The 24088-nt window shown below is 44.9% G+C and carries 23 protein-coding genes; 6 read left to right on the top strand and 17 right to left on the bottom strand.

What is annotated here, in order from left to right; genetic code table 11:
• Window positions 1-39: 39 nt before the first annotated feature.
• Genes bioD through bioB form a run of 4 tightly spaced genes read right to left on the bottom strand, consistent with a single transcriptional unit; the run spans window position 40 to window position 3731 of the window.
• Window positions 40-717, bottom strand: a complete 678-nt coding sequence (gene bioD, locus OCU38_RS07740; RefSeq protein WP_261822633.1) for a dethiobiotin synthase — start codon at window positions 715-717, stop codon at window positions 40-42.
• Window positions 714-1508, bottom strand: coding sequence for a malonyl-ACP O-methyltransferase BioC (gene bioC, locus OCU38_RS07745; RefSeq protein WP_261824257.1), 795 nt, complete (start codon window positions 1506-1508; stop codon window positions 714-716). The genes bioD and bioC overlap by 4 nt, the downstream gene beginning before the upstream one ends.
• Complete coding sequence (bioF, locus tag OCU38_RS07750) at window positions 1508-2692, bottom strand: 8-amino-7-oxononanoate synthase (RefSeq protein WP_261824258.1); 1185 nt, start codon at window positions 2690-2692, stop codon at window positions 1508-1510. Before bioF ends, bioC begins: the two co-directional genes overlap by 1 nt.
• A complete protein-coding gene (gene bioB, locus OCU38_RS07755) occupies window positions 2679-3731 on the bottom strand; it encodes a biotin synthase BioB (RefSeq protein ID WP_261822634.1) in 1053 nt (350 codons plus the stop codon). Before bioB ends, bioF begins: the two co-directional genes overlap by 14 nt.
• Before the next feature lie 121 nt (window positions 3732-3852).
• Here bioB and bioA point away from each other — a divergent pair, with 121 nt between their 5' ends.
• The 4 genes from bioA to OCU38_RS07775 all read left to right on the top strand — a co-directional run bounded on the left by bioA (window position 3853) and on the right by OCU38_RS07775 (window position 6965).
• Window positions 3853-5133, top strand: a complete 1281-nt coding sequence (gene bioA, locus OCU38_RS07760; protein WP_261822635.1) for an adenosylmethionine--8-amino-7-oxononanoate transaminase — start codon at window positions 3853-3855, stop codon at window positions 5131-5133.
• 445 nt (window positions 5134-5578) lie between these two features.
• Window positions 5579-5872 carry a hypothetical protein gene (locus tag OCU38_RS07765; RefSeq protein WP_261822636.1) on the top strand — a complete coding sequence of 98 codons (294 nt, stop codon included), beginning with the start codon at window positions 5579-5581 and terminating at the stop codon, window positions 5870-5872.
• A 459-nt stretch (window positions 5873-6331) separates the two neighbouring features.
• Window positions 6332-6664 carry a type II toxin-antitoxin system RelE/ParE family toxin gene (locus OCU38_RS07770; RefSeq protein WP_021712689.1) on the top strand — a complete coding sequence of 111 codons (333 nt, stop codon included), beginning with the start codon at window positions 6332-6334 and terminating at the stop codon, window positions 6662-6664.
• Window positions 6651-6965 (top strand): helix-turn-helix domain-containing protein, encoded by a 315-nt coding sequence (locus tag OCU38_RS07775; protein ID WP_261822637.1) that lies wholly within the window; start codon window positions 6651-6653, stop codon window positions 6963-6965. The genes OCU38_RS07770 and OCU38_RS07775 overlap by 14 nt, the downstream gene beginning before the upstream one ends.
• Window positions 6966-7035: 70 nt before the next feature.
• Here the strand turns inward: OCU38_RS07775 and serS are convergent, their stop codons facing one another.
• From serS to lrp, 5 genes are all read right to left on the bottom strand, one after another.
• Window positions 7036-8343, bottom strand: coding sequence for a serine--tRNA ligase (gene serS, locus OCU38_RS07780; RefSeq protein WP_023403596.1), 1308 nt, complete (start codon window positions 8341-8343; stop codon window positions 7036-7038).
• A gap of 85 nt (window positions 8344-8428) precedes the next feature.
• Window positions 8429-9775, bottom strand: a complete 1347-nt coding sequence (locus OCU38_RS07785) for a replication-associated recombination protein A (RefSeq protein WP_261822638.1) — start codon at window positions 9773-9775, stop codon at window positions 8429-8431.
• A gap of 9 nt (window positions 9776-9784) precedes the next feature.
• Window positions 9785-10387 carry an outer membrane lipoprotein chaperone LolA gene (lolA, locus tag OCU38_RS07790; RefSeq protein WP_023403594.1) on the bottom strand — a complete coding sequence of 201 codons (603 nt, stop codon included), beginning with the start codon at window positions 10385-10387 and terminating at the stop codon, window positions 9785-9787.
• Window positions 10388-10419: 32 nt separating this feature from the next.
• A complete protein-coding gene (locus OCU38_RS07795) occupies window positions 10420-13623 on the bottom strand; it encodes a DNA translocase FtsK 4TM domain-containing protein (RefSeq protein ID WP_415846798.1) in 3204 nt (1067 codons plus the stop codon).
• Between the two features lie 116 nt (window positions 13624-13739).
• A complete protein-coding gene (gene lrp / locus OCU38_RS07800) occupies window positions 13740-14231 on the bottom strand; it encodes a leucine-responsive transcriptional regulator Lrp (RefSeq protein WP_021712683.1) in 492 nt (163 codons plus the stop codon).
• A gap of 156 nt (window positions 14232-14387) precedes the next feature.
• Here lrp and ald point away from each other — a divergent pair, with 156 nt between their 5' ends.
• On the top strand, window positions 14388-15512 hold the full coding sequence (gene ald / locus OCU38_RS07805) for an alanine dehydrogenase (protein ID WP_261822639.1): 1125 nt from the start codon (window positions 14388-14390) through the stop codon (window positions 15510-15512).
• A gap of 6 nt (window positions 15513-15518) precedes the next feature.
• On the opposite strand, the gene OCU38_RS07810 is transcribed toward ald, so the two are convergent.
• Window positions 15519-16709 (bottom strand): SAM-dependent methyltransferase, encoded by a 1191-nt coding sequence (locus OCU38_RS07810; protein WP_261822640.1) that lies wholly within the window; start codon window positions 16707-16709, stop codon window positions 15519-15521.
• A 50-nt stretch (window positions 16710-16759) separates the two neighbouring features.
• Window positions 16760-17734 carry an HTH-type transcriptional regulator CysB gene (gene cysB, locus OCU38_RS07815; protein ID WP_261822641.1) on the bottom strand — a complete coding sequence of 325 codons (975 nt, stop codon included), beginning with the start codon at window positions 17732-17734 and terminating at the stop codon, window positions 16760-16762.
• Window positions 17735-17892: 158 nt separating this feature from the next.
• On the opposite strand from cysB, the gene miaE reads away from it, so the two are divergent.
• Entirely contained in the window at window positions 17893-18663 is a 771-nt protein-coding gene (miaE, locus tag OCU38_RS07820) for a tRNA isopentenyl-2-thiomethyl-A-37 hydroxylase MiaE (protein WP_261822642.1), read from the top strand.
• Between the two features lie 70 nt (window positions 18664-18733).
• Here miaE and pyrF read toward each other — a convergent pair whose 3' ends face one another.
• From pyrF to cmk, 6 genes are all read right to left on the bottom strand, one after another.
• Window positions 18734-19426 (bottom strand): orotidine-5'-phosphate decarboxylase, encoded by a 693-nt coding sequence (gene pyrF / locus OCU38_RS07825; RefSeq protein ID WP_152819738.1) that lies wholly within the window; start codon window positions 19424-19426, stop codon window positions 18734-18736.
• Window positions 19427-19517: 91 nt separating this feature from the next.
• The gene (lapB, locus tag OCU38_RS07830; RefSeq protein WP_261822643.1) at window positions 19518-20687 is read right to left on the bottom strand and encodes a lipopolysaccharide assembly protein LapB; all 1170 of its coding nucleotides are present in this window, start codon (window positions 20685-20687) and stop codon (window positions 19518-19520) included.
• Between the two features lie 8 nt (window positions 20688-20695).
• Window positions 20696-21001, bottom strand: coding sequence for a LapA family protein (locus OCU38_RS07835; RefSeq protein WP_261822644.1), 306 nt, complete (start codon window positions 20999-21001; stop codon window positions 20696-20698).
• Window positions 21002-21201: 200 nt separating this feature from the next.
• Complete coding sequence (gene ihfB / locus OCU38_RS07840; protein ID WP_152819737.1) at window positions 21202-21486, bottom strand: integration host factor subunit beta; 285 nt, start codon at window positions 21484-21486, stop codon at window positions 21202-21204.
• A 79-nt stretch (window positions 21487-21565) separates the two neighbouring features.
• Window positions 21566-23236, bottom strand: coding sequence for a 30S ribosomal protein S1 (gene rpsA, locus OCU38_RS07845; RefSeq protein WP_021712674.1), 1671 nt, complete (start codon window positions 23234-23236; stop codon window positions 21566-21568).
• Between the two features lie 121 nt (window positions 23237-23357).
• Complete coding sequence (gene cmk, locus OCU38_RS07850) at window positions 23358-24035, bottom strand: (d)CMP kinase (protein ID WP_261822645.1); 678 nt, start codon at window positions 24033-24035, stop codon at window positions 23358-23360.
• Window positions 24036-24088 lie beyond the last annotated feature (53 nt).

Here is a 24088-nt window from a genome sequence, read left to right on the forward strand (position 1 = left end):
AACGCCCATTAAAGGGCGTTTTTGTTTAATAAAGATTAATTACATAATGGCATCAAGGTTGATGTATTCGCTAATGTCTTTTTTCTTCACACTACGCATGTAAGGGATCTCTCCCACTTTTGGTGCGCCAATTTGTGCTTCTAAAAAGGCAATAATATCTTGATAGTGCTCTTCACAAGGATTAATACGGTTTGCTACCCAACCCACAACTTCTAAGCCATCGTTACGAATCGCTTCAGCCGTTAACACTGCATGGTTTAGACAGCCAAGTTTCACACCCACAACCAAAATAACAGGCAGTTTTTCAGCCACAGCCCACTGCGAAAGATAACGGTCAGCACTGATAGGAACACGCCAGCCGCCCGCACCTTCAACTAATACCACATCGGCATTTTGTTGATGCTGATACAGCTTTTGTGACAAAAACTCAGTATCGATTTCAGTGTTATCGATCTCTGCGGCAATATGCGGAGAGGCCGGAGTCAACAAGGCAACAGGATTCACTTCTTCATACGGTAAATCGGCTGTGGCAGCGGCTTGTAAATACAATGCATCTGAATTTCTCAGACCTTGTTCTGTTTCTTCGCAACCTGCGGCAATTGGCTTATAACCAATAGTGGAAAGCCCTCTGGCTTTAAATGCTTGTAGCAAACCTCTTGAGACAACGGTTTTACCTACATCGGTATCTGTACCTGCAACGAAAAATGTCTTCTTCATTTCTTTATTAACCCTAGGCAAACACGATAAGTTGCCGGTAATTTGAGATTATCTTGAAAGAGACTTTGATACGCATGTTCCACTTTAATCAGCGCACTTCTCTTAGTTAACCCTTGAGAGCGCCCATCAAGCTGGGTTGCGCCTATACCTTTAAGATCTTTCATCAAGCTAAACGCACTGTCGTACCAATATGTCATCTTGATCGAGTCTACTTGATATCGATTACCATTCGCTTGAGCTAACGCAATATTTATCGCATTTTCAGAAATGAACTCTTTGACATGCTGATGCTGATCCACACACTGCCACGCTTCTTTTAATTCAAACAAAGAGCCTTCCGCCAATGTTGAAAACAGCACTTCACCGCCTTGTTTGCAGACTCGGAGCAGTTCAGTGGCAGGGACACTCAAATCACTGCACCACTGCAAGGCTAAGCTTGAGACCACGTAATCAAAGTGATGCTCCGCAAATGGCAAGGCTTCTGCATCGCCCAAACAATAAGTGGCTCGCGCTTGGCAACGTAAACGTGCCTGTTGCAACATCTGTGATGAGAGATCAAGAGCCACCACCTGCGCCCCACGCGCCAGCAGTTTTTCCGTAAAGTAGCCTGTGCCGCACCCAACATCTAAAATGCGCATACCGGTCAGACAAAGCGGTAATTTTTGCAATAGCTTCTCTACCACATCTCTTTGCAATTTGGCGTGCTTGTCGTAATGTGTGGCGGCTCGACCAAACGCATAAGCAATCGCCGATTTGTCTGCGCTAAGATTCAAACATCCATGCTCTGACATCATAGTGAGTCCTCATCGGGATACTGCTTTTCAAAGCGTTCAATCGCTTCAGCAAGTCCCTTGATCTGATGGGGCTGATGCTTTGCTGACAAGGTAATGCGAATTCGCGCACTGCCTTGTGGCACAGTCGGTGGGCGAATGGCTGTCGTCCAAAAGCCCTGTTCACGTAAGTATTGCGCAAGGTGCATCGCTCGATTCGATGAGCCGACCAAGTAAGGCTTAATCGGCGTGCTTGTAGCGATATATCCGGGAAGATGTCCAAGCTGTTCGGCGTAAGTTTTTTGCAGATTGGCTAAAGCGGTATGACGCCATGCTTGTGTTTGGATTAACTGGATAGAATGGTTAATCGCCACAGCTTGCGCCGCAGGCATCGCTGTCGAGTACACAAAATGGCGCGCATATTGATGTAGATACTCGCCCGTTTGCGTGTCACATAAAATGGCAGCGCCTTGCACGCCCACTGCTTTACCAAAAGTGACGATTAAGATATTTGGTTTTACGCCCAAGGCATGACAACTGCCGCGACCTTGCGCGCCTAATACGCCAATGCCGTGCGCATCATCGACCATTAGCCAAGAGTTGTGCTGCTGACAAAGCGTTGCAATTTCATCGAGTGGAGCGGTATCGCCATCCATGCTAAATACCCCTTCCGTTACCACTAAACTACTGCCATTTTTTTCTAATAAAGCACGTAGTTTGTCAGTGTTGTTGTGCGGAAAGCGTTGCATCTTGGCGGGGCTTAACATGCCCGCTTCCATTAATGAGGCGTGATTGAGCTTGTCTTGCAATAAAGTGTCGTTCTTTTCTAACAAGGTAAATAACGCCGCTTGGTTGGCGCTAAATCCAGAGTTAAACAGCACTGCTTGCTCGTAACCTAACCATTGGCATAAGCTCTGTTGCAATGCTTGGTGAGCCAATGAATACCCTGTGACCATTGGCGACGCCGCGCTGCCTACGCCGTAATCATCAATAGCCGATTTCCAGACACTTTTGATACTTTCATTGCTCGCAAGCCCTAAATAATCATTGCTGGAGAAATTAACAAACGCTTTATCATCAGCAATGATTTGCTCGGTATTGCCACCGACCACCGGGTTTAACGTTCGCAAAAGGCCCTGCTCTTTGCGCTGTTGCAGTGCCTTATTTATTCGCGATGCAAAAGGGCGTGACTCAAACGGTAGCATCGTAGAATAAGTCATCTTTCGTTGGTCTTGCCGCCACGCGCTCATTCACTTGCTCAAGCAAATCTTGCTCTTGAATTTCATCCGGCTTTTGACTGGTGGCAATGGTATTAATGCCAAGCTTTTTAAACAGCTGCATATCGCTGTCTTCATCAGGGTTTGGCGTAGTCAGCAACTTACAACCGTAGAAGATGGAGTTTGCACCCGCCATAAAGCACAGCGCTTGCATTTGCTCGTTCATGCTTTCACGGCCTGCTGAAAGACGTACTGCCGATTGCGGCATAATAATGCGAGCAATCGCAATAAGTTTGATAAATTCAAATGGGTCGACATCTTCCACGTTTTCCAGTGGCGTCCCTTTGACTTTCACTAGCATATTGATTGGCACACTTTCTGGGTGCACAGGTAAATTGGCGAGCTCCACTAACAGCCCCGCGCGATCGGCTGAACCTTCACCCAAACCAATAATGCCACCAGAACAGATTTTCATTCCTGCATCACGCACGTGAGAGAGCGTATCTAAACGGTCTTGATAGGTGCGAGTGGTAATGATGTTGCCGTAATATTCTGGAGAGGTATCCAAGTTATGATTGTAATAATCAAGGCCAGCGGTGGAGAGCTCAGAGGCTTGCTCTGGGGTTAACATGCCCAGCGTCATACAGGTTTCTAAACCCATAGATTTCACGCCTTTGATCATGTCCGTTAATAACGGCATATCGCGCGCTTTTGGATTTTTCCATGCTGCGCCCATACAAAAACGCGTTGAACCTGAGTTTTTCGCTTTCTCAGCGGCTTCAAGCACTCGCTCAACTTCCATCAAACGCTCTTTATCAACGTCAGTACGATAATGGGCACTTTGCGGACAATACTTACAATCTTCAGGGCAAGCGCCTGTTTTTATTGAAAGTAAGGTACTGACCTGCACATAGTTATGTTGCTGGTGCTTTCGGTGAACGGTCTGCGCTTGATAGAGCAAATCCATAAAAGGGAGACTAAGTAATTGTTGGACTTCTGCAACTGTCCAATCATGGCGAACTTCCACGCTGTTATCCTTTTGGGCTGTTTTGATGCTTGGCTAGTCTAACCCGAAGCGATACACTGTCAACATCACAAAGGTAACTTTGTTTACTAACGAACATTAATTGTACAATTTGAGCGCTTTTATGGATTTAGAATTCGACAAAAACCACCTTTGGCACCCGTATACCTCAACCCTTAACCCTCTCCCCTGTTACCCAGTCACCTCAGCTACAGGCGTCAAATTGACCTTAGAAGATGGGCGAGAGTTAATTGATGGCATGTCTTCTTGGTGGTCAGCGATTCATGGTTACTCACATCCTGCATTAAACGAAGCGGCTCATCAGCAAATCGATGCTATGTCGCATGTAATGTTTGGCGGAATCACCCATCAGCCGGCAATAGAGCTCGGTAAAAAGCTATTAGATCTCGCCCCTGATAATCTTGAGCATATCTTTCTTGCCGATTCGGGTTCGGTGGCGGTGGAAGTCAGCTTAAAAATGGCACTGCAATACTGGCACGCAAAAGGCGAAAAACGCGCTAAGTTTCTCACCCTTAGACACGGCTATCACGGCGATACTTTTGCCGCCATGTCCGTCACCGACCCTGATAATTCAATGCACTCCCTGTATAAAGGTTTTTTGCCTGAACATATCTTTGTAGAGTCGCCAAAGACGGGCTTCTTTGATACTTGGGATGAATCTGATATCGCTCCGCTAGTTGATGCATTAGCACTGCATCACCAAGAAGTTGCGGCCATTATCCTTGAGCCTATTGTGCAAGGGGCTGGCGGAATGCGTATTTACCATCCTACCTATCTAAAGCGAGTACGTGAGTTATGCGACCAATATGATCTGCTGCTGATCACCGATGAAATCGCCACAGGCTTTGGCCGCACCGGCAAAATGTTCGCCGTTGAACACGCCGATATACAGCCAGATATCTTATGTGTTGGTAAAGCGCTAACGGGAGGCTATATGACGCTCTCCGCTGCCCTAACCAGCAAAAAAGTAGCCAATACCGTCTGCTCAGGTGAAGCGCAATGCTTTATGCATGGCCCTACCTTTATGGGCAATCCACTCGCCTGCGCCGTGGCAACCGCAAGTTTGTCGCTATTGCAAACGGGAGAATGGCGCAAGCAAGTCACGCAAATTGAATCCATCTTTGCCAAATCACTACCCAAACTAAAAGCACAGCCGATGGTGAAAGATATTCGTTATTTAGGCGCAATTGGCGTCATAGAAACTCATCAAGCCGTCAACATGCAACGTATTCAAGCGCACTTTGTGGAGCATGGCGTGTGGATACGTCCGTTTGGACGACTTATCTATATGATGCCTCCTTACATTATCCAGCCAGACGAATTAGCACGCTTGATAGATGCTGTTGAGAGTGCAGTCGCTGCTCCTGATAATTTTCAGTTGTAGTGGTTGCTGGTGAATACACATCGCTAAACAAAAAGCTCATCCCCTATCCATCTAAATAAACTGCTATTGGCAATAGTTGAGGTAGAACCTTATCCCGAATAAGGTTCTGCTTGATGCCAACTCTAACTTATCCTCGAATAGACCCTATAAAAGACTCCTTTCTCTTAGAAAGATCCAAAACCACAACTCACACAGTTGTAGCTTTTTTTTAATAAACCCGTAAAAAAACAAACGTACAGTCACTAATTCATCATCAAAAAATCATTCTGAACTAGATTCTCTCAAAAAGGAGCGCATGAAATAGCTTAGGTATTAGCGAGCAACCGAATACTATAAGCCACTGAAAACATTGGTGTTTATCATTTGAAATAGAACAGGGATACGCATAGCAATATGAGTCCCCTTGTGTATTAAAAACTTCTATTAATAGTCTACGAGGTAACTAATGGCTAACCAAACATACGAAATAGCACATATTAAAGAGCAAGGTCAAGATATGATCATCATACCTGTATCTTCTAAAGTTCATTCAATGTCCGAACAACAAAGAAATGAGTTAAGTCAATCATTTCAATATTATGCTAATGATGCAGGTTTGGCTGGAAAAGTATGCCTGGTTTGGGAGTTCGGTAATCGTTTCAATTTCCTTGCTCCACGCCCTTGGCACCCATTCTTCAAGAGTATCAATATGCATATCGTAGCCTCAAATATTAATAAAAAGCTAACCTGTGTAGATTAGTAGTAATCACGGGGTCAGGTTTTGCCTTTTCCCAACTGAATCAATGGCCTAGCTTAACGTTAGGCCATTTCTAAATCTTACCTTGCCTAACGTTCATCCAAACGGTTTCAGCTGAAGTCTGTTTATCTTAGGTGCTAAAGTGCCCCCTAATATTCAATATTAAAAAAGCCGCATAGAAATTTATCTGTATTGCACTTATAAAATAAAAAACAGTAGGTTTTTACAACCTAGCAGAATTAACAGATATGAGTTAATCCGCCCATGTACCGTTGTAAACGGGGTCAGGTCTTTCTTTTTGCACAAAATAAACCTTCAAACGCAAAATTCAAGACCTGACCCTGCTTTATCGCCGCTTAACAAAGCGTGATAGCTCAGCCTAGCCCCGCCTTCTTAAAAATCATAACTACGTTAATCACGTATAGCTTTGCTATCTATACGTTGCTTGCGTATACTTTACGTATGAAAAGTATATTTGTCGAATCAACCATATTTGAAAAGTACCGTAATGAATATCTCAGCGATGATGAGTTTAGGCTTTTTCAATCTGAGTTAATGTCTAACCCGAAACAAGGTGACGTAATTCAAGGTACAGGTGGTTTGCGGAAAATTAGAGTTGCAAGTAAAGGTAAAGGCAAGCGTGGCGGCTCTCGTGTTATCTATTATTTCCTCGACGAAAAGCGTCGATTCTACTTGCTGACGATTTATGGCAAGAATGAAATGTCTGATTTAACCGCAGACCAGAAGAAACAATTGAAAGCTTTTATGGAGGCGTGGCGTAATGAGCAGTCGTGATCTGTTTACAGAGTTAAGTTCAGCTCTGATTGAGGCTAAAGAACATTCTGAGGGTAAGTTAACCCTTAAAACTTACCAAGTTAACGATATCAGTGAGTTAGATATTTCACCTAATGAGATCGTGAGTATTCGCGAACAATTTAATATGTCTCGTGGTGTGTTTGCTCGTTTACTGCATACGTCATCTCGTACATTAGAAAATTGGGAACAAGGGCGTAGCGCACCAAATGGACAAGCGATAACCCTTCTAAAATTGGTTCAGCGTCATCCAGAAACTCTGTCATACATAGCTGAGCTATAACAAAAAAACCACCTAACAATACTGCTAGGTGGTTTCAAATAAGTCAGCCGGTTTTTACAACCTAGCAGGATTAACCGATATGAGTTAATCCGCCCATGTACTGTTGTAGTACCGCAGGGATCTCGATGCGACCGTCTGCTTGTTGGTAGTTTTCAAGGATAGCTACCATAGTACGACCAACTGCAAGGCCTGAACCGTTTAGTGTGTGTAGCAACTCTGGTTTCTTCTCGGCTTTACGACGGAAGCGAGCTTGCATACGACGTGCTTGGAAATCCCATGTATTTGAACATGAAGAAATCTCACGGTATGTTTTTTGCGCTGGAACCCAAACTTCAAGGTCGTAAGTTTTACGAGCGCCAAAGCCCATATCACCGGTACAAAGAACCACTTTACGGTAAGGAAGTTCTAGCAATTGCAGTACTTTCTCAGCGTGGCCTGTTAGCTCTTCTAGCGCATCCATTGAATCTTCTGGACGAGTGATTTGCACAAGTTCAACTTTGTCGAATTGGTGCATGCGGATAAGACCGCGAGTATCACGACCATAAGAACCCGCTTCAGAGCGGAAACATGGGGTGTGTGCTGTCATCTTGATTGGCAGGTCTGCTTCATCAACGATGGTGTCACGTACCATGTTAGTCACTGGTACTTCTGCTGTAGGAATCAAAGACAGTTTACGTGGCTCTTCATCGTTTACTTTTTCAGTCAGTGGTTCTGTGTGGAATAGGTCTTCACCAAATTTAGGTAATTGACCTGTACCAAATAGGCTGTCTGAGTTTACTAGGTACGGTACGTACATTTCTGTGTAGCCGTGCTCTTCGGTATGAAGGTTTAGCATAAACTGAGCAATCGCGCGGTGTAGACGCGCAAACTGGCCTTTCATCACAATGAAACGAGCGCCAGTGATTTTGGTTGCGCTTGCGAAGTCTAGACCGCCTGCAAGTTCACCAAGATCAACGTGATCTTTCACTTCAAAGTCGTACTCTTTTGGTGTACCCCAACGAGTCACTTCAACGTTTTCGTTTTCGTCTTTACCCGTTGGTACAGAGTCGTCTGGCAAGTTTGGAACAGAAAGAGTGATGTCTTCTAGCTGAGAAAGCACTTCTGCTAGCTCTACTTTCTTCGCATCTAAATCTGAGCCTAGAGTACCGATTTGTTTTTTGATTTCGTCAGCGCCTGCTTTATCGCCAGCAGCCATCTTTTGACCAATTTGCTTGGAGATGGAGTTACGCGTGGATTGCAAGTTCTCAACATCAACTTGAATAGCTTTACGCTGTTCTTCCAGTTGGCGAATGGTATCAACGTCTAAGGTGTAACCTCGACGGGCTAGTTTTGCTGCTGTTTCGTCCAGCTCTGTACGAAATAATTTAGAATCTAGCATTGCTAATCCTGCGTGTAGTTAACGATAACTCTCAAGGAGCCAAAAAATGGGAAAATTTCAACCGAACAAAGATAGCGAAAAACCACTACTTTTTGTAGCGCTTTCGTGTGCTTTTTTCGTCTAATGAATGCAGATAGTTCAGCTTTTCAGCAATTTTGCTTTCTAAGCCACGGTTTTCTGGAAAATAGTAGCGTGTGTCGCGCATCTCTGGCGGGAAATAGCTCTCGCCTGCGGCATAGGCGCCCGGTTCATCATGGGCATATCGGTACCCTTCCCCATAGCCTAAATCTTGCATTAGCTTAGTGGGCGCATTACGTAAGTGATGAGGCACTTCAAGCTCAGAGGTATCTTCGGCATCTTGCAAGGCTTGTTTCCATGCTTTGTACACCGCGTTACTTTTCGGTGCACAGGCCAAATACACCACCGCTTGCGCTAAGGCACGCTCGCCTTCGGCAGGGCCAATACGAGTAAAGCAATCCCATGCACTGATTGCCACTTGCATTGCTCTTGGGTCGGCATTGCCAATATCTTCAGAGGCAATCGCCAATAAACGGCGCGCAATATATAAAGGGTCGCATCCCGCTTTGAGCATGCGTGCGCTCCAATACAGAGCGCCATCGGGATCAGAGCCGCGAATGGATTTATGCACCGCTGAAATAAGGTCGTACCAAATATCGCCTTTGTTATCAAAGCGCGCCACTTTAGAGCCCGCCACCTGCGCCAATAACTCAAGGTCGATCTGTTTGACCGAGTTCTTTTCCGGTGCCATATCGAAAAGTAATTCAAGATAGTTCAGCGCCATACGCGCATCGCCACTGACAAGCTCGGCAAGGCGTTTATCACTTTCATCGATAAACTGAGCCTGTAGCTTGCCTAAGCCTCGCTCTTGGTCATTTAAGGCTTGCTCTATCACCTGCTCAATATCTTGGGTGTTTAGCGAGCCTAGTTTGTACACGCGTGCGCGAGACAGCAGTGCGTTATTAAGCTCAAAGGACGGGTTTTCGGTGGTTGCACCAATAAATGTCACTGTGCCGTCTTCAATATGTGGCAAAAAGGCATCTTGCTGACTTTTATTGAAGCGATGTACTTCATCGACAAATAAGATGGTGCGATGACCGGCAAGTTTATTATCACGAGCTTTTTCGATAGCGGCGCGAATGTCTTTCACCCCAGAGGTGACTGCTGAGACTCGCTCGACACGGGCATCGGCATAACTGGCTGCCACTTCGGCTAAGGTGGTTTTACCTGTGCCCGGAGGCCCCCATAAAATCATGGAGTGCAATTGACCTGCCTGTAAGGCTCTGTAGAGAGGTTTACCTGGCCCTAATACATGTTGCTGACCGATGTACTCTTCAAGGGTGCGAGGACGCATTCGAGCGGCTAACGGGCGAAAGTCTTCGCCCGATGAGAAATCAAACTGCATATTGCTCATGATAGCGACTTAGTTTCGCTGATCATCAACTTCTACCCCATTTGGGATAGTAAATACAAAGCGGTTTTTCGGTGATACTTGCGAGTGATAATCACTGAACGTAAATTTACTGCGCTGACCGTCTTGCTCAATCACGTTAAAACCTGAGATCTCACCGGCTTTATCGATGTTTAGCTGGAACTGGCCTTGTGTTGAGGCTTTGTCGGTTGGCGTTAAGGTGAAGCTGTCACCGTTTTGTTCCACGCTGTACTTATCCCAATCGCTGGCTTTGTTGCGAGTTAATAGTACAAACGGCGTTTGCTCAGAGGCTTGCTCTTGTTTGTAAATGCTCACTTGTTCGATAAATGGGCTGTAATACCAAAGCGTTTCACCATCTGACACCAACAGGTTTTCATCTGGAGAGTTTGTTGACCAACGGAACATGCTCGGTCTGGCAATTTCAACGGTGCCAGTACCTTGCATGACCACTTCGTTGTCAGGGCTGACCACAGTTTGCGCAAAGTTGGCGGTAAAACCATCGGTTTTATCAAGACGCTGTACCAACTCTTGTTGAGGGTTGGCAAAGGCTGCGCTGGAAACTAACACTAAAACGCTAATTAATAGTTTTTTCATATTACTCTCTGAAAACTGGGCCAAAAGGCCCATTACATATCTTTAATTGGAGGTGGCGCAAGCACCTCACGATTACCGTTGTGTGCTGGCGCCGAAACAATACCTTGAGCTTCAAGTTGCTCAACAATACGTGCCGCTCGGTTATAACCGATTTTGAAGCGACGTTGCACGCCTGACACTGAACCGCGACGCGTTTCTGTGACATGCTCAACCACTTGGTCAAATAATGGGTCGGTATCTTCCGCACCTTCCATTTTCTCACCCGGTAATAACGTATCTGGTGAAGGCTCACCTTTGGTGATTTCTTCAATGTAGCGCGGTTTACCACGCGCTTTCCAATCGTTCACGACCGCATGCACATCATCATCTGAGGCAAAGGCACCGTGTACACGAATGGTATGGCTTGAACCCGGTGGTAGATACAACATATCACCCATACCAAGCAAGGATTCAGCGCCGCCTTGATCCAAAATGGTACGTGAATCGGTTTTGGTTGAAACCGTAAACGCCACACGAGTTGGAATATTGGCTTTAATCAAACCGGTAATTACATCAACCGATGGACGTTGCGTTGCCAGTACAAGGTGAATACCTGCCGCACGCGCTTTTTGCGCGATACGAGCAATCAACTCTTCGACTTTTTTACCAACTACCATAATCAGGTCGGCAAATTCATCCACCACCACTACGATATAAGGCAGTTTTTCCAACATAGGCGCTTCTTCGTCCATGCTATCGCCCGGCTTCCATAATGGATCTTGAATTGGATAACCTGCATCAGCCGCCATTTTCAGTTTGTCGTTGAAACCTTTTAGGTTACGCACGCCCAATGCTGACATCAGTTTATAACGGCGTTCCATCTCACCAACACACCAACGCAATGCGTTAGATGCATCTTTCATATCCGTCACAACTTCTGAAAGAAGATGAGGGATACCTTCGTAGATGGATAGCTCCAGCATTTTTGGATCGATCATGATGAAGCGAACATCTTCTGGCGTTGATTTATACAACATACTCAGAATCATGACGTTCACACCCACCGATTTACCTGAACCTGTGGTACCGGCAACCAATACGTGTGGCATTTTCGCTAAATCAGCGACGACTGCATCACCTGCAATATCTTGACCTAATACCACTGCTGTCGGTGATTTATTTTCTTGGAACTGCGGGCTGCTGATAACGTCAGATAAGTACACCGTCTGACGCGTCATGTTTGGCAACTCTAAACCCACATAAGGTTTGCCCGGAATAACCTCAACCACACGTACTGCTAATGCAGACAGTGAACGAGCTAAATCCATAGATAAACTTGAGATCCTAGAAACTTTGACCCCAGGAGCGAGATCAAGTTCAAAGCGTGTGATTACCGGCCCTGGGAAAATGCCTGCCACAGTTGCTTTGATCTTATAATCCGCCAGTTTTGATTCCACCAAGCGAGCAATACCTTGCAAGGCTTCTCGGTCGATATTGTTGGCACGCTTCTCAGGGTGATAGAGCAATTCTAACGTTGGCAGTGGTGTCGTCACCGCTGGCAAATCTTCGTCTTGACGAATTAAGAACGGGTTTTGCGATGCCGCGTCGCGCGCTCTGGCTCGTTCAACTTGCTTGGCAAAGGCTTCCGCTTCACTCATTTCTTCGACAACGGGTTCGTCTTCAAGCATTGGCTCTTCTTCGGTCTCAGTTATCGCTTCTGGTTCTGCGGTTACTTGAGGTTCAAAGGACGCTTCAGGAGAAACGTGCTCGTCAAATTGTTGAAAGTGCTCTGTGTGAGGTTCGGCAGTTGCTGCTACCGCTTCAGTAGAAATAGGTTGTGGCTCAATCGCCTGCTCTGATTCAAAGGTCATTGCTGGCGCAGTGACCTCGTCTAACTCATCTTCAAGCTCAATTGAACCGGTATTATCATCAACTTCGTCAAAGCTGTGCGAAGAGAAGCCCGGTGTGACCTTGTCATCTTCATTGATATCAAAATCAATAAACTCATCGTCAAAATCAACATCATCGGCTTGAATGTTGGTTGCTTCAAATTCAGCGTGATTTACAGCAGCGGACGAACCTTCGTAAATCGGCGGCTGTGTAGCGGGTGCAACTTGCGATGCCACGGTAGCGGCAACACCCGCAACTGCGCTTGTAGCGACATGGGCTGCTTGAGGCTGGGCTGGACTCGGCACAGCTATATCAGCTGTTGCTTGGTCGGCTGGTGCTTGTGGCTGAGCTTGTGTTTCTTGCGCATGTACAGGGGTTTGAGCTGCTGTTTGATTAGCAAGCGGCGCAGGCTCTAGTGGAGGCATTTCATCCATTAATGGATCTAAATCCACATAGTCGTTCGCCAGTTGTGCGTCACGCTCTAGCTGATCGATAGGTGCGTTTAAGTTGTTCACGCGATCAAAGGCAAACGTCTTGTCGTCACTGCTCTCAGGCATGTAGATTTTATATGGCTCATCATCAGAGGCGGCATCAACGTCAGCTGTAGATACGCTAGGCACTGATTCTGCATCAATTGGCGCCGTCACTTCTGGTGTAGTGTCTGCGTATACCAGTTTTTGATCATCAAGGCGGGTTGGTTCAATGACTTGCTCTTTATCGCCACGCACAAAGTTTAGGCATGAGCTAATAAAGGACAATGTACCCTGACCGATATGTTCAACTAAGGATAGCCAAGAAATGCCAGTAAATAGCGTGAACGAAGCACCCCAGATAAACAGCAGTGCTAACGTTGTTCCTAAGGTATTTAATGTTGGCAGAGCTAGGCTTGCGATCACATCGCCCACTACCCCACCTGATGAGAAATACCAGATATCATCGAAATTTAAATCCGCCAGACCACAGCTTGTCACTATCAATAGTGCGCCGCCAAGCAACCTTGTTGCCCACAGCATCAAATCAATCGGTTCGGAGTGAGAGCGTTTACGGAAAACGATCCAAGATAGCAATACGATAACGGCAGGAATAAAGTAAGCCAATACGCCAAAGGTAAATAACAGCGTATCCCCTACCCATGCGCCGAGCAGTCCACCGGCGTTGGACACATCACTGCCCCAAGCGGTCTGAGACCAAGAGGGATCAGCTGGGCTAAACGACATCAAAGATACCGCCATTAAGACGGCCATGAGTACCCCAAGAATTAAGCACCCTTCACGCAGGCGTTGTATACCTGAAAGATGAGCGGTCGATTTTTTTGGAGACGTGTGAACTATAGTTCGAATTTTAGGATTTCTTTTCAACATATCCATTGCATGTGAGTCTAGGTCGGACAAAAATGACATGAGCGACTACTGTCGCTCATGAGTATCTTCATTTAAACACATGCAGAGGCAAAAACCCAAATAGAACCTTGGGGAATAGTCATTTAACGAGTCTTAATGACTAGGTTGTTGCTCTGTTTTACTTCTTCCATGACAACATATGTACGAGTGTCATTAACACCCGGTAAACGAAGAAGAGTATCTCCTAACAATTTACGATATGCTCCCATATCTGACACTCGAGTTTTTAACAAGTAATCAAAATCACCTGAAACTAAGTGACATTCCTGAATATCATCCAGTTTTTGTACCGCTTCATTAAATTGTTCGAACACATCCGGCGCACCACGATTGAGAGTAATTTCGACAAACACCAATAATGATGCGTCTAAATATTGTGGGTTTAACTGCGCGGTATATCCTAAAATATAATTTTGACGCTCTAAACGTCGCACCCTTTCCAAGCAAGGGGTTGGAGATAAACCAACACGCTTAGACAGCTCTACATTAGAGATTCGACCATCTTTTTGTAACTCACTAAGAATATTTCTGTCTATTCGGTCCAGTTCCTTGGACGGTTTACTCGCTTCTATCATGCTTTGCTCCACCTTTTTACTTCCTTGCAACGACATACACTACAATATTAAAATATTCAGCATTAAATTTTATATAAATAACATTATACTAGTAAATAACACCCTACAGGCGTTAGATATACAACTTATATAACTATAAAACAATAAGGAGTCAGGATGATCATTGGTATCCCTAAAGAGATCAAGAACCATGAATATCGTGTAGGTATGGTCCCAGACAGCGTAAGAGAAGTTACCTCTAACGGGCACCGAGTTATAGTTGAAACACAAGCCGGCTCAGGCATTGGTTTCAGCGACGACGATTATATCGCAGCAGGTGCATCCATTCTTCCAACCGCAACGGAAATTTTTGCTCAAGCAGAGATGATCGTGAAAGTTAAAGAACCTCAAGCCATCGAGCGAGCAATGCTTCGCGAAGGGCAAATATTGTTTACTTATTTACACTTAGCTCCTGATTTTCCACAAACTGAGGAACTAATCAATAGCAAAGCGGTATGCATTGCTTATGAAACCGTGACCGACCACTTAAATCAGCTACCTCTTTTGGCTCCAATGTCAGAAGTTGCTGGCAGAATGTCGATTCAGGCAGGCGCACAAGCATTAGAAAAATCTAACGCTGGACGTGGATTATTATTAGGTGGCGTACCGGGAGTTGAACCTGCCAAAGTAGTAGTGATTGGTGGCGGCGTTGTGGGATCAAACGCAGCTAGAATGGCGGTCGGTATGCGTGCTGACGTGACTATTTTAGATCGCAACATTCACACATTGCGCACATTAGATGAAGAATTTCAAGGACGTGCCAAGTTGGTTTACTCCACCGAAGAAGCATTAAATCGCCACGTTCTGGATGCTGATTTAGTGATTGGCGCAGTACTTATACCCGGCGCGGCGGCGCCAAAGCTTGTAACAAAAAGACACATAAAATCTATGAAGCCGGGCGCAGCAATTGTGGATGTGGCTATCGATCAAGGCGGCTGTTTTGAAACTTCACACGCCACAACTCACGCCGATCCTATCTACATCGTTGACGATGTGGTTCACTATTGTGTGGCAAATATGCCAGGCGCAGTAGCAAGAACCTCTACTTATGCGCTAAATAACGCTACCTTGCCGTATATTCTTCGACTGGCGAATATGGGCTACAAAGAAGCCTTAACTCAAGATGCTGGCTTCTTAAACGGTCTAAACGTCATTCACGGCATGGTGACATGCAAAGAAGTGGCAGAGAATTTTAACCTTGAATACGTAGATCCGGCCGAAGCTATCGCAAAAGTCCACTAATTCTGTTTATCTAGATAACACCGCATGTATTAAAATATTACGCGGTGTTATTTTTTTATTGCAAAACTCGGTTAAGCCTACTTGATAGCCGTGCTCTTCCAAAAAGAGAGCCTTGTCCAATATCAGCCACATCTCTAACGGACGATGAAACGCCATTTGAATTAAACTGAGCTTTTCCATTCGCGCAAACCGTTGCTCACCTAACTCTAGATAGTAAGTAAAATCGCAATGAGGCAATGTCAGCCCTTTTCGCTCAGCCGCCCATTGGCAAAATGCTTCAAAACCCAACTGCAATTGTGATTTTTTCACACTCGGGATTGGTTGATATTCAGCAAACCCCAACTCTTTACGTAGCAGTTCATCTAACCCCAATCGATAACTCATTTCTAAGAAGCGATGTTTTAGCACCCGCTCCCCTCCCGTAACAGTCTCTTGCAGCGGAATACGCAGTTCGCTTTTTGACAGGGCTAAATTCGATTGTTGACCTAAGCTAGACAAACGCTGATAACGGTCTGCTTGGATAAGGTGGTAGCAACAAGGAGCGATCGATAGCGCGGGAAGCTGATATTTGGTTGCATGCTGCATCAAAGAGACATGTAAATCTCCGCAGGCATGCAAGGCCACCGCATGTTGATTGTGATTGAATACATTGCGATGATCGCACGCAAAGGCATCACCCTGCACAAAATGCACGGGTAACTGCTGTTTATCCGCATCAAGTTGCCCTTGCTGACACAAAGACTCTTGCCATTCAAAACTAGTGACAGCTTGCTGGCTATGATGAGCTAATATTCGACCTAAAAAGCCTTTACCCGCGCACCATTCAAGCCATTCGCTACCATGATGAGTCGCCAACGCCTGTGAGCCCATGGCGGTAATTTGCGACAGCTTTCGCCCCGGAATACCTGAGCTTAAATGCGAATCCAAAGTTAACGAAGTCAGCGCACTTTTATCTAGTTGGCAAAACTGTGTCAGCTCTGTGAGCTGTGGCAGATAATTGGTTAATTGGCTTAATAAACTCGGGAGATCTTGCTTAAAACCTTGCACATCAGACATGCTAAGGCCATCGAGCCATGTTCCAAGCTCAGTATGAGTAAAACGATGTTCTAATGTTTGACTGGCATGAAAAGGCTCAAAGCGCCAATAGTGTTGGTGCTCAAGCAATAGATGGTCAAGTTGTTTGTATTGTGTGCGCATGCTTCCCCCTAGACGGCTATTCTAGAGGGAAGTCCGTCAATTAGGAATGATTAACGAATTGGAAGGTCGATATCTTTAAACATTTCAGAGACTTCATGATTATTTTTCAATGAAATCGCTTGTTCAACCACAGGTCGAGTTAAGTGAGGCGCAAAACGCTCTACAAAATCAAACATGTAGCTTCTTAGGAAAGTACCGCGTCTAAAGCCAATGCTTGTGGTACTTGCGCCGAAGATATGGCTAGCATCAATAGCAACCAGATCTTTATCTTGTTCCGCATCAATCGCCATGCTGGCAATTACGCCGACACCAATGCCCATACGTACATAGGTTTTGATGACGTCCGCATCCGTTGCGGTAAATACAATTCTTGGCGTTAATCCTGCGGCGTTAAAGGCGGTGTCTAACTCTGAGCGCCCAGTAAAGCCAAACACGTAAGTCACCAGTTGGTAGGCGGCAAGGTCTTCAATCGTGACATGAGATTTAGCAGCTAAAGGATGGTCACGAGTTACAACGATTGAACGGTTCCAGTGGTAGCACGGCAACATGATAGCGTCGTGATACAAATGCAGGGCTTCGGTGGCAATCGCAAAGTTAGCGGTGCCTTTGGCAATGGCTTGCGACATTTGTGACGGCGTACCTTGGTGCATGTTAAGAGATACTTTAGGGTAGCGCGTGGTAAAGCCTTTAATCACATCCGGAAGCGCATAACGAGCTTGGGTATGGGTGGTGGTGATGTTTAAAGTACCCATTTCTGGATGAGTATGCTCTGCGGCAACCGACTTAATCGACTCAACGCGTGATAAAATCTCACGTGAAATCTTAATGATTTCACCACCGGCTGGAGTCACTTGAGTTAAATGCTTACCGCTTCGCTCAAATACTTGAACACCTAGTTCATCTTCAAGCAATCTAACCTGTTTACTAATACCCGGCTGAGAGGTATAAAGACTTTCAGCAGTAGCGGATACGTTCAGGTTATGATTAACAACTTCTACTATGTATCTTAGTTGCTGTAGCTTCATATTATGCCTCGGACTCCTTCATATATAATGATTAGTTATAACGCTTTTTGTTTATATTGAATAGTAGTTTCGTAAATTATCACAAACAATTCGGCACTATAGACATACTAGATCAAATTTCTTAGGCTACACCTAGCTGTAATCACCTTGGATCTCACATGTATCAACAACTGCTCGCTCCTATTCATCAATTTCTCAACTGCGCCACTCCCACACAATGGATAGACGAAGCAAAAAAAACTGAGCGCTTACCGATTGTGCTGATTGATCACCTGTTATGTGAATTAAAAGCCGGTCAATCTGCGATGTTTTTAATTCGCAAATACGCGGCCAATAATGACAGTAAACAACAGCTTCTGAATTGGTTTAAACCATATGAAGAGTTTGCTTATAAAGGCGTTGGCGATCTGGCGAGTTTAAAAGGCAAAAGTAATATCTCAAAGGGGATCATTGCGCAGTCAGACTCTCCTTACAGCCAAGATCTTATTGATAAAATGGTATTGCTAATAAAAGAAGAGTTACACCATTTTTATCAAGTACTAGAAATTATGGTCAGTCGAGGTATTGAATACCAACACGTACCTGCCGGTCGTTATGCGAAAGGTCTACTGAAACACGTTCGCACTTATGAGCCGCAAACCTTAATTGATAAGCTGATTATCGGTGCCTTTATCGAAGCGCGTTCTTGTGAACGATTTGCTGCCCTCGCCCCTTATATGGATGAAGATATTCGCACTTTCTATATTTCGCTACTTCGCTCTGAGGCACGTCATTATCAGGATTACTTGAGTTTAGCTGAACAAATTGCAGGGGAAGATATCAGTGAACGTATTGAATATTTTGCGAAAGTAGAAGCGCAACTTATCAGTACTGATGACCATGAATTTAAATTTCATAGCGGCGTACCGGTTAACGAGGCTGTGTTATAGATAAGCAGTTTTATAAATCGAAATGAGCATGCAGAGAAGCTCTGCATGCTTGGTATTGGTTTGTTAACAATTAAGCCAGAGTGGCATTAATTTGCGCTAATACTTGCGCAGGATCAGCGGCTTGAGTAATTGGACGACCAATCACAAGGTAATCAGAACCGGCTTGGATAGCATCAACTGGAGTCATGATGCGTTTTTGATCGCCAACATCAGCGCCTGCAGGACGAATGCCCGGAGTCACCAATTTAAACTGTTTACCCAGTTCGGTTTTTAAGAAATTAGCTTCTTGAGCTGAACATACTACACCGTCTAAACCACTATTTTTAGTCAGATTCGCTAAACGCAATACTTGCTCAGCAGGCTCTACATTTAAGCCAATACCGGCTAAATCAGCTTGTTCCATACTGGTTAAAACAGTCACACCGATTAATAGCGGACGGTCTTTACCGTAAGGTTCTAAGATTTCGCGTGATGCTGTCATCATGCGCTCACCACCACTGGCGTGAACATTCACCATCCATACACCCATTTCAGCGGCCGCACGAACGGCTTTTGAACACGTGTTCGGGATATCATGGAATTTAAGGTCTAGGAATACAGAAAAGCCTTTCTGATGGAGTTGTTTTACAAACTCAGGACCAAATAAAGTAAACATTTCTTTACCCACTTTAAGGCGGCAAGAAGCTGGGTCAATTCGGTCAATAAAGTTTAAAGCGTCGGTTTTGTTGTCGTAATCTAAGGCAACAATCACTTTTTGATCCATCGAAGGGTCTCCTAATTAGAGGGGGGCATAAAGAGTAAAGCGCGCCTATTCTAACCTCCTATCAAACAGAATGTTAGATCTAGCGGTGCTTTTATTCTCCGTCTAAGCCACGAATAGGCTTGATGCTGCCCCAACTGCGGCAAGAAGGACAATGCCAATGTAGCGCGTGGGTCGAATAGCCACATTTACGACATCGATGATGAGGTTTTACTTTTAGCTGCTCGCCCACCATAGCTTGCAGATGAGTCAGGCTGTCTTTTGCGTTTCCCTCTTCAGCTTCTGATGCGTGATAACCAATCAGACGATAAAAACCTTTCATGGTAGGGTTTTTGGTAAGCTGGCGGGTTAGCAAGGCTTGCGCGGCAACGCTCCCTTCATGTTGAGCAACAATTTGTGCCAACATCAATTCAACCGATACGCCTGCGTCTTTTTCCATGCACTTTCTTAAAAAGGAAAGTAAGTCAGACTCTAAGCCTAGATGGTGATAACAATCGGCAATATTTGGTAGAACTTCGCTAATATAATCGACATCTTGCGCCAAAATCGCTTCTAGGTATCGAAGTGCTTTCGGGTACTCTTCGGTTTCCATATAAATGCGCCCCAAAGAGATATTGGCACGTACGCATTTAGCATCTTCTGATAACGCTTTTTTGAAATATTGAATGGTTTTATTGCGCTTGCCAAACGCCTTCTCATGAATGGCTAATTCACACCAATAATGCGAGATACTGGTGCGCATCTTTTTGCGCCCCATTTTCACCAACATACCTGCATAGTGAATGGCTTTATTCCACTCCTTGGTTTGCTGATAGATAGCCACTAGCTGCTGTAGTGCAGGCTCTTTGTGATCGGGTTCGTCCACCAGCTGCTCGTAGATCTTCTCTGCACGGTCTAGGAAACCTGACACCATGTAATCTTTTGCCAGCTGTTGCAGGGCAATATTCTTTTGATCTATGGTCAGCTCGGTACGAGAGATCAAACTTTGGTGAATGCGGATAGCTCTATCCACCTCACCCCTTGAGCGAAATAAGTTACCTAAGGCTAAGTGGGTATCAATGGTCTCATCATCGACCTGTAATAGCTCAATAAAGTGGTCAACCGCTTTGTCTGACTGCTCTGAAAGCAGCAGGTTTAAACCATGAACGTATTGGCGTGAGATCTGATTGGAATGTCTCTGATTATCTTGACGTGCACTGCGCTGCCCCATGTACCACCCATAGGCTGCTGCAATTGGTAAGAGTAGAAACAGTAACTCAAGCATTTAACAGATTACTTATCTAACTTGTTTGTCGCTGGGACGGGTGCAGTTGTCGTTGCTGAAGTCATTTGAGGAGTCAATTTTTTCAACTTACGATTAAGTTTTCTTACTTGAAGTCTAGATTTAAAAAGCATACTACCGAAAATAACACCAGCTATGACAAAACCCACCACAAATACCACGCCAATCAGCGTTGATAGATGGAAGGTGCCTTCTGCTAATAAATAGTCAAAGGTGACAACTTCTTGATTTTGTGCACCTAATGCTAAGGCAATCAAAAACAGAACCAACACTAACGCTATCTTCAATATTTTCACTAGGATGACCCTTTTTTAAATCAATGTAATAACTTTGATTATGCAGTAATTCGCCACTCTACACCATGTTAAATCAATAATTATCATCAACTTGAGTATCCAAAAATGAAATTTTTGACGTCAAATTTGCATGCGCTGAGTAAAGCTTAAAGAAAAAACGGCACTTCACGAATGAAGTGCCGTTTTATTAATAGGTTTGACTATAAGCCATCATTTACACGTTCGCGTAATGCTTTTCCTGGTTTAAAGTGAGGAACAAATTTTCCGTCCAACTCAACTTGATCGCCTGTCTTAGGATTACGTCCCATACGTGGCTCACGATAATGAAGAGAAAAACTACCGAAACCGCGAATCTCGATTCGCTCACCCGTTTCAAGGGTGTCAGCCATATGTTCAATAATTTCTTTTACAGCATCTTCAATTTCTTTGGCAGATAAATGTGTCTGCTCTGCACACAGTCTTTCTATCAACTCAGACTTAGTCATAGTTTCCCTCATTCACAAATCAAAAAAAGGGAGCCTTTTGGGCTCCCTCTTAGCGTCTAACTTTTAATTAAAAAAGTGATTATTCGCCTTTAGCAGCCTTGAATGCATCAGCCATAGCGTTACCGAAACCGCCGTCTTCAGCTTTGTTCAGTGAAGCCATTGCTTCTTGCTCTTCAGCTTGATCTTTAGCTTTGATAGATAGGTTGATTACGCGGTTCTTACGGTCTACACCGGTGAACTTAGCTTCAACGCTATCGCCAACGCTTAGGATTAGAGACGCATCTTCGATACGGTCACGAGATACTTCAGAAGCACGGATGTAACCTTCAACGCCGTCTACAAGTTCAATTGTAGCACCTTTTGCGTCAACTGCAGTTACAGTACCAGAAACTAGAGCACCTTTTTTGTTGTCAGCAACGTAGTTGTTGAACGGGTCGTTTTCCATTTGCTTAACGCCAAGAGAAATACGCTCACGCTCTGCATCTACTGCAAGAACAACTGCTGAGATTTCATCGCCTTTCTTGTATTCGCGTACTGCTTCTTCACCAGCAACGTTCCAAGAAATGTCAGATAGGTGTACTAGACCGTCAATGCCGCCTTCTAGACCGATGAAGATACCGAAGTCAGTGATAGACTTGATCTTACCAGTAACCTTGTCGCCTTTCGCTTGAATTTCAGCGAATGACTGCCAAGGGTTAGCTTTACATTGTTTTAGACCTAGAGAGATACGACGACGTTCTTCGTCAATCTCAAGAACCATAACCTCAACTTCGTCGCCTACGTTAACAACTTTAGAAGGGTGGATGTTCTTGTTAGTCCAATCCATTTCAGAAACGTGTACTAGACCTTCAACGCCTTCTTCGATTTCTACGAAGCAGCCGTAATCAGTTAGGTTAGTAACGCGACCAGTCAGTTTGTGACCTTCTGGGTAACGCTTAGCGATTGCTACCCATGGATCTTCGCCAAGTTGTTTAAGACCTAGAGAAACACGAGTGCGCTCACGGTCAAACTTAAGAACTTTAACTAGGATCTCGTCACCAACGTTTACGATCTCAGATGGGTGCTTAACACGTTTCCAAGCCATATCAGTGATGTGAAGTAGGCCGTCTACGCCGCCAAGGTCAACGAATGCACCGTAGTCAGTAAGGTTCTTAACGATACCTTTAACTTCAGTACCTTCTTGTAGAGTCTCAAGAAGTTCGTCACGCTCAACACTGTTTTCAGATTCGATAACAGCACGACGAGAAACAACAACGTTGTTGCGCTTCTGGTCAAGCTTGATAACTTTGAACTCTAGCTCTTTGTTTTCTAGGTGAGCAGTGTCGCGGATAGGACGTACGTCTACTAGAGAACCAGGTAGGAAAGCACGGATACCGTTTAGTTCAACAGTGAAACCGCCTTTAACTTTACCGTTGATGATACCAACAACAGTTTCAGCTTCTTCGTAAGCTTTCTCAAGTACGATCCAAGCTTCGTGACGCTTAGCTTTCTCACGAGAAAGTTGAGTTTCACCGAAACCATCTTCAACAGCGTCAAGCGCTACGTCTACTTCAGAACCAACTTCAACTTCAAGTTCGCCAGCAGCGTTCTTGAATTGTTCAGCAGGGATAGCAGATTCAGACTTAAGGCCAGCGTCAACAAGAACGAAACCGTTCTCGATAGCTACTACAGTACCTTTAACGATGCTGCCTTGTTGGAATTCAGTTTCGTTTAGAAACTCTTCAAAGAGTTGAGCAAAAGATTCAGTCATTAATTTGATCTTCAATATTTAAACGTCCACGGGCATCCTGCCACGAGGGGTTGATAAATTCGCCGGTTATCATCCTTGCAACCAACGTACCTTAATGTCCCGATAGCCTAAATAAAGACGATCAAGACAACTTAGATTCTATAAATTTTAAGGCTTCTTCTACGACTTCTTCAATAGAAAGTTCAGTAGAATCAAGCACTAAAGCGTCATCCGCAGGACGTAAAGGTGCAACCGTTCGGTTACGATCTCGGTCGTCGCGCTCTTGGATCTCGCTCAAAAGGTGGTCAATACTAACCTCTAAGCCCTTGCCTTGCAACTGATTAAAGCGTCTTTGGGCACGCTCTTGCGCGCTCGCATCAAGGAAAATCTTAGCAACGGCACTTGGAAAAACTACGGTTCCCATGTCACGGCCATCAGCCACTAAGCCGGGCTGGGTTTGAAAAGCGCGTTGACGACGCAATAATGCTTCTCGAACGCGAGGCAATGCCGCCACTTTAGAGGCCGCCATTCCGGTTTCTTCTTTTCTTAATTCACCGGAAACATCTTCACCTTCTAACACCACCTGCACTAGATCGCCTTGGGCAATAAACTGCACGTCTAAATGCGTCGCAAGTGGAACTAAAGCGTCTTCAGATTCCATATCCACCCCGTGGTGAATCGCCGCTAGAGCTAGAACACGATAAATTGCACCAGAATCAAGCAACTGGAAGCCTAATTTTTCAGCCAACATCATACATAAAGTGCCCTTACCTGCCCCACTTGGGCCGTCGACGGTAATGACAGGAGAAAGAGAAGACATAATTACTCCAGATGTTTCTTGTGATTGTGGGTCTTTGCCCGTGTACCTCTCTA

Origin of the sequence: Vibrio neonatus, from assembly GCF_024346975.1 — a bacterium.
In the GTDB taxonomy this organism is placed as follows: domain Bacteria; phylum Pseudomonadota; class Gammaproteobacteria; order Enterobacterales; family Vibrionaceae; genus Vibrio; species Vibrio neonatus.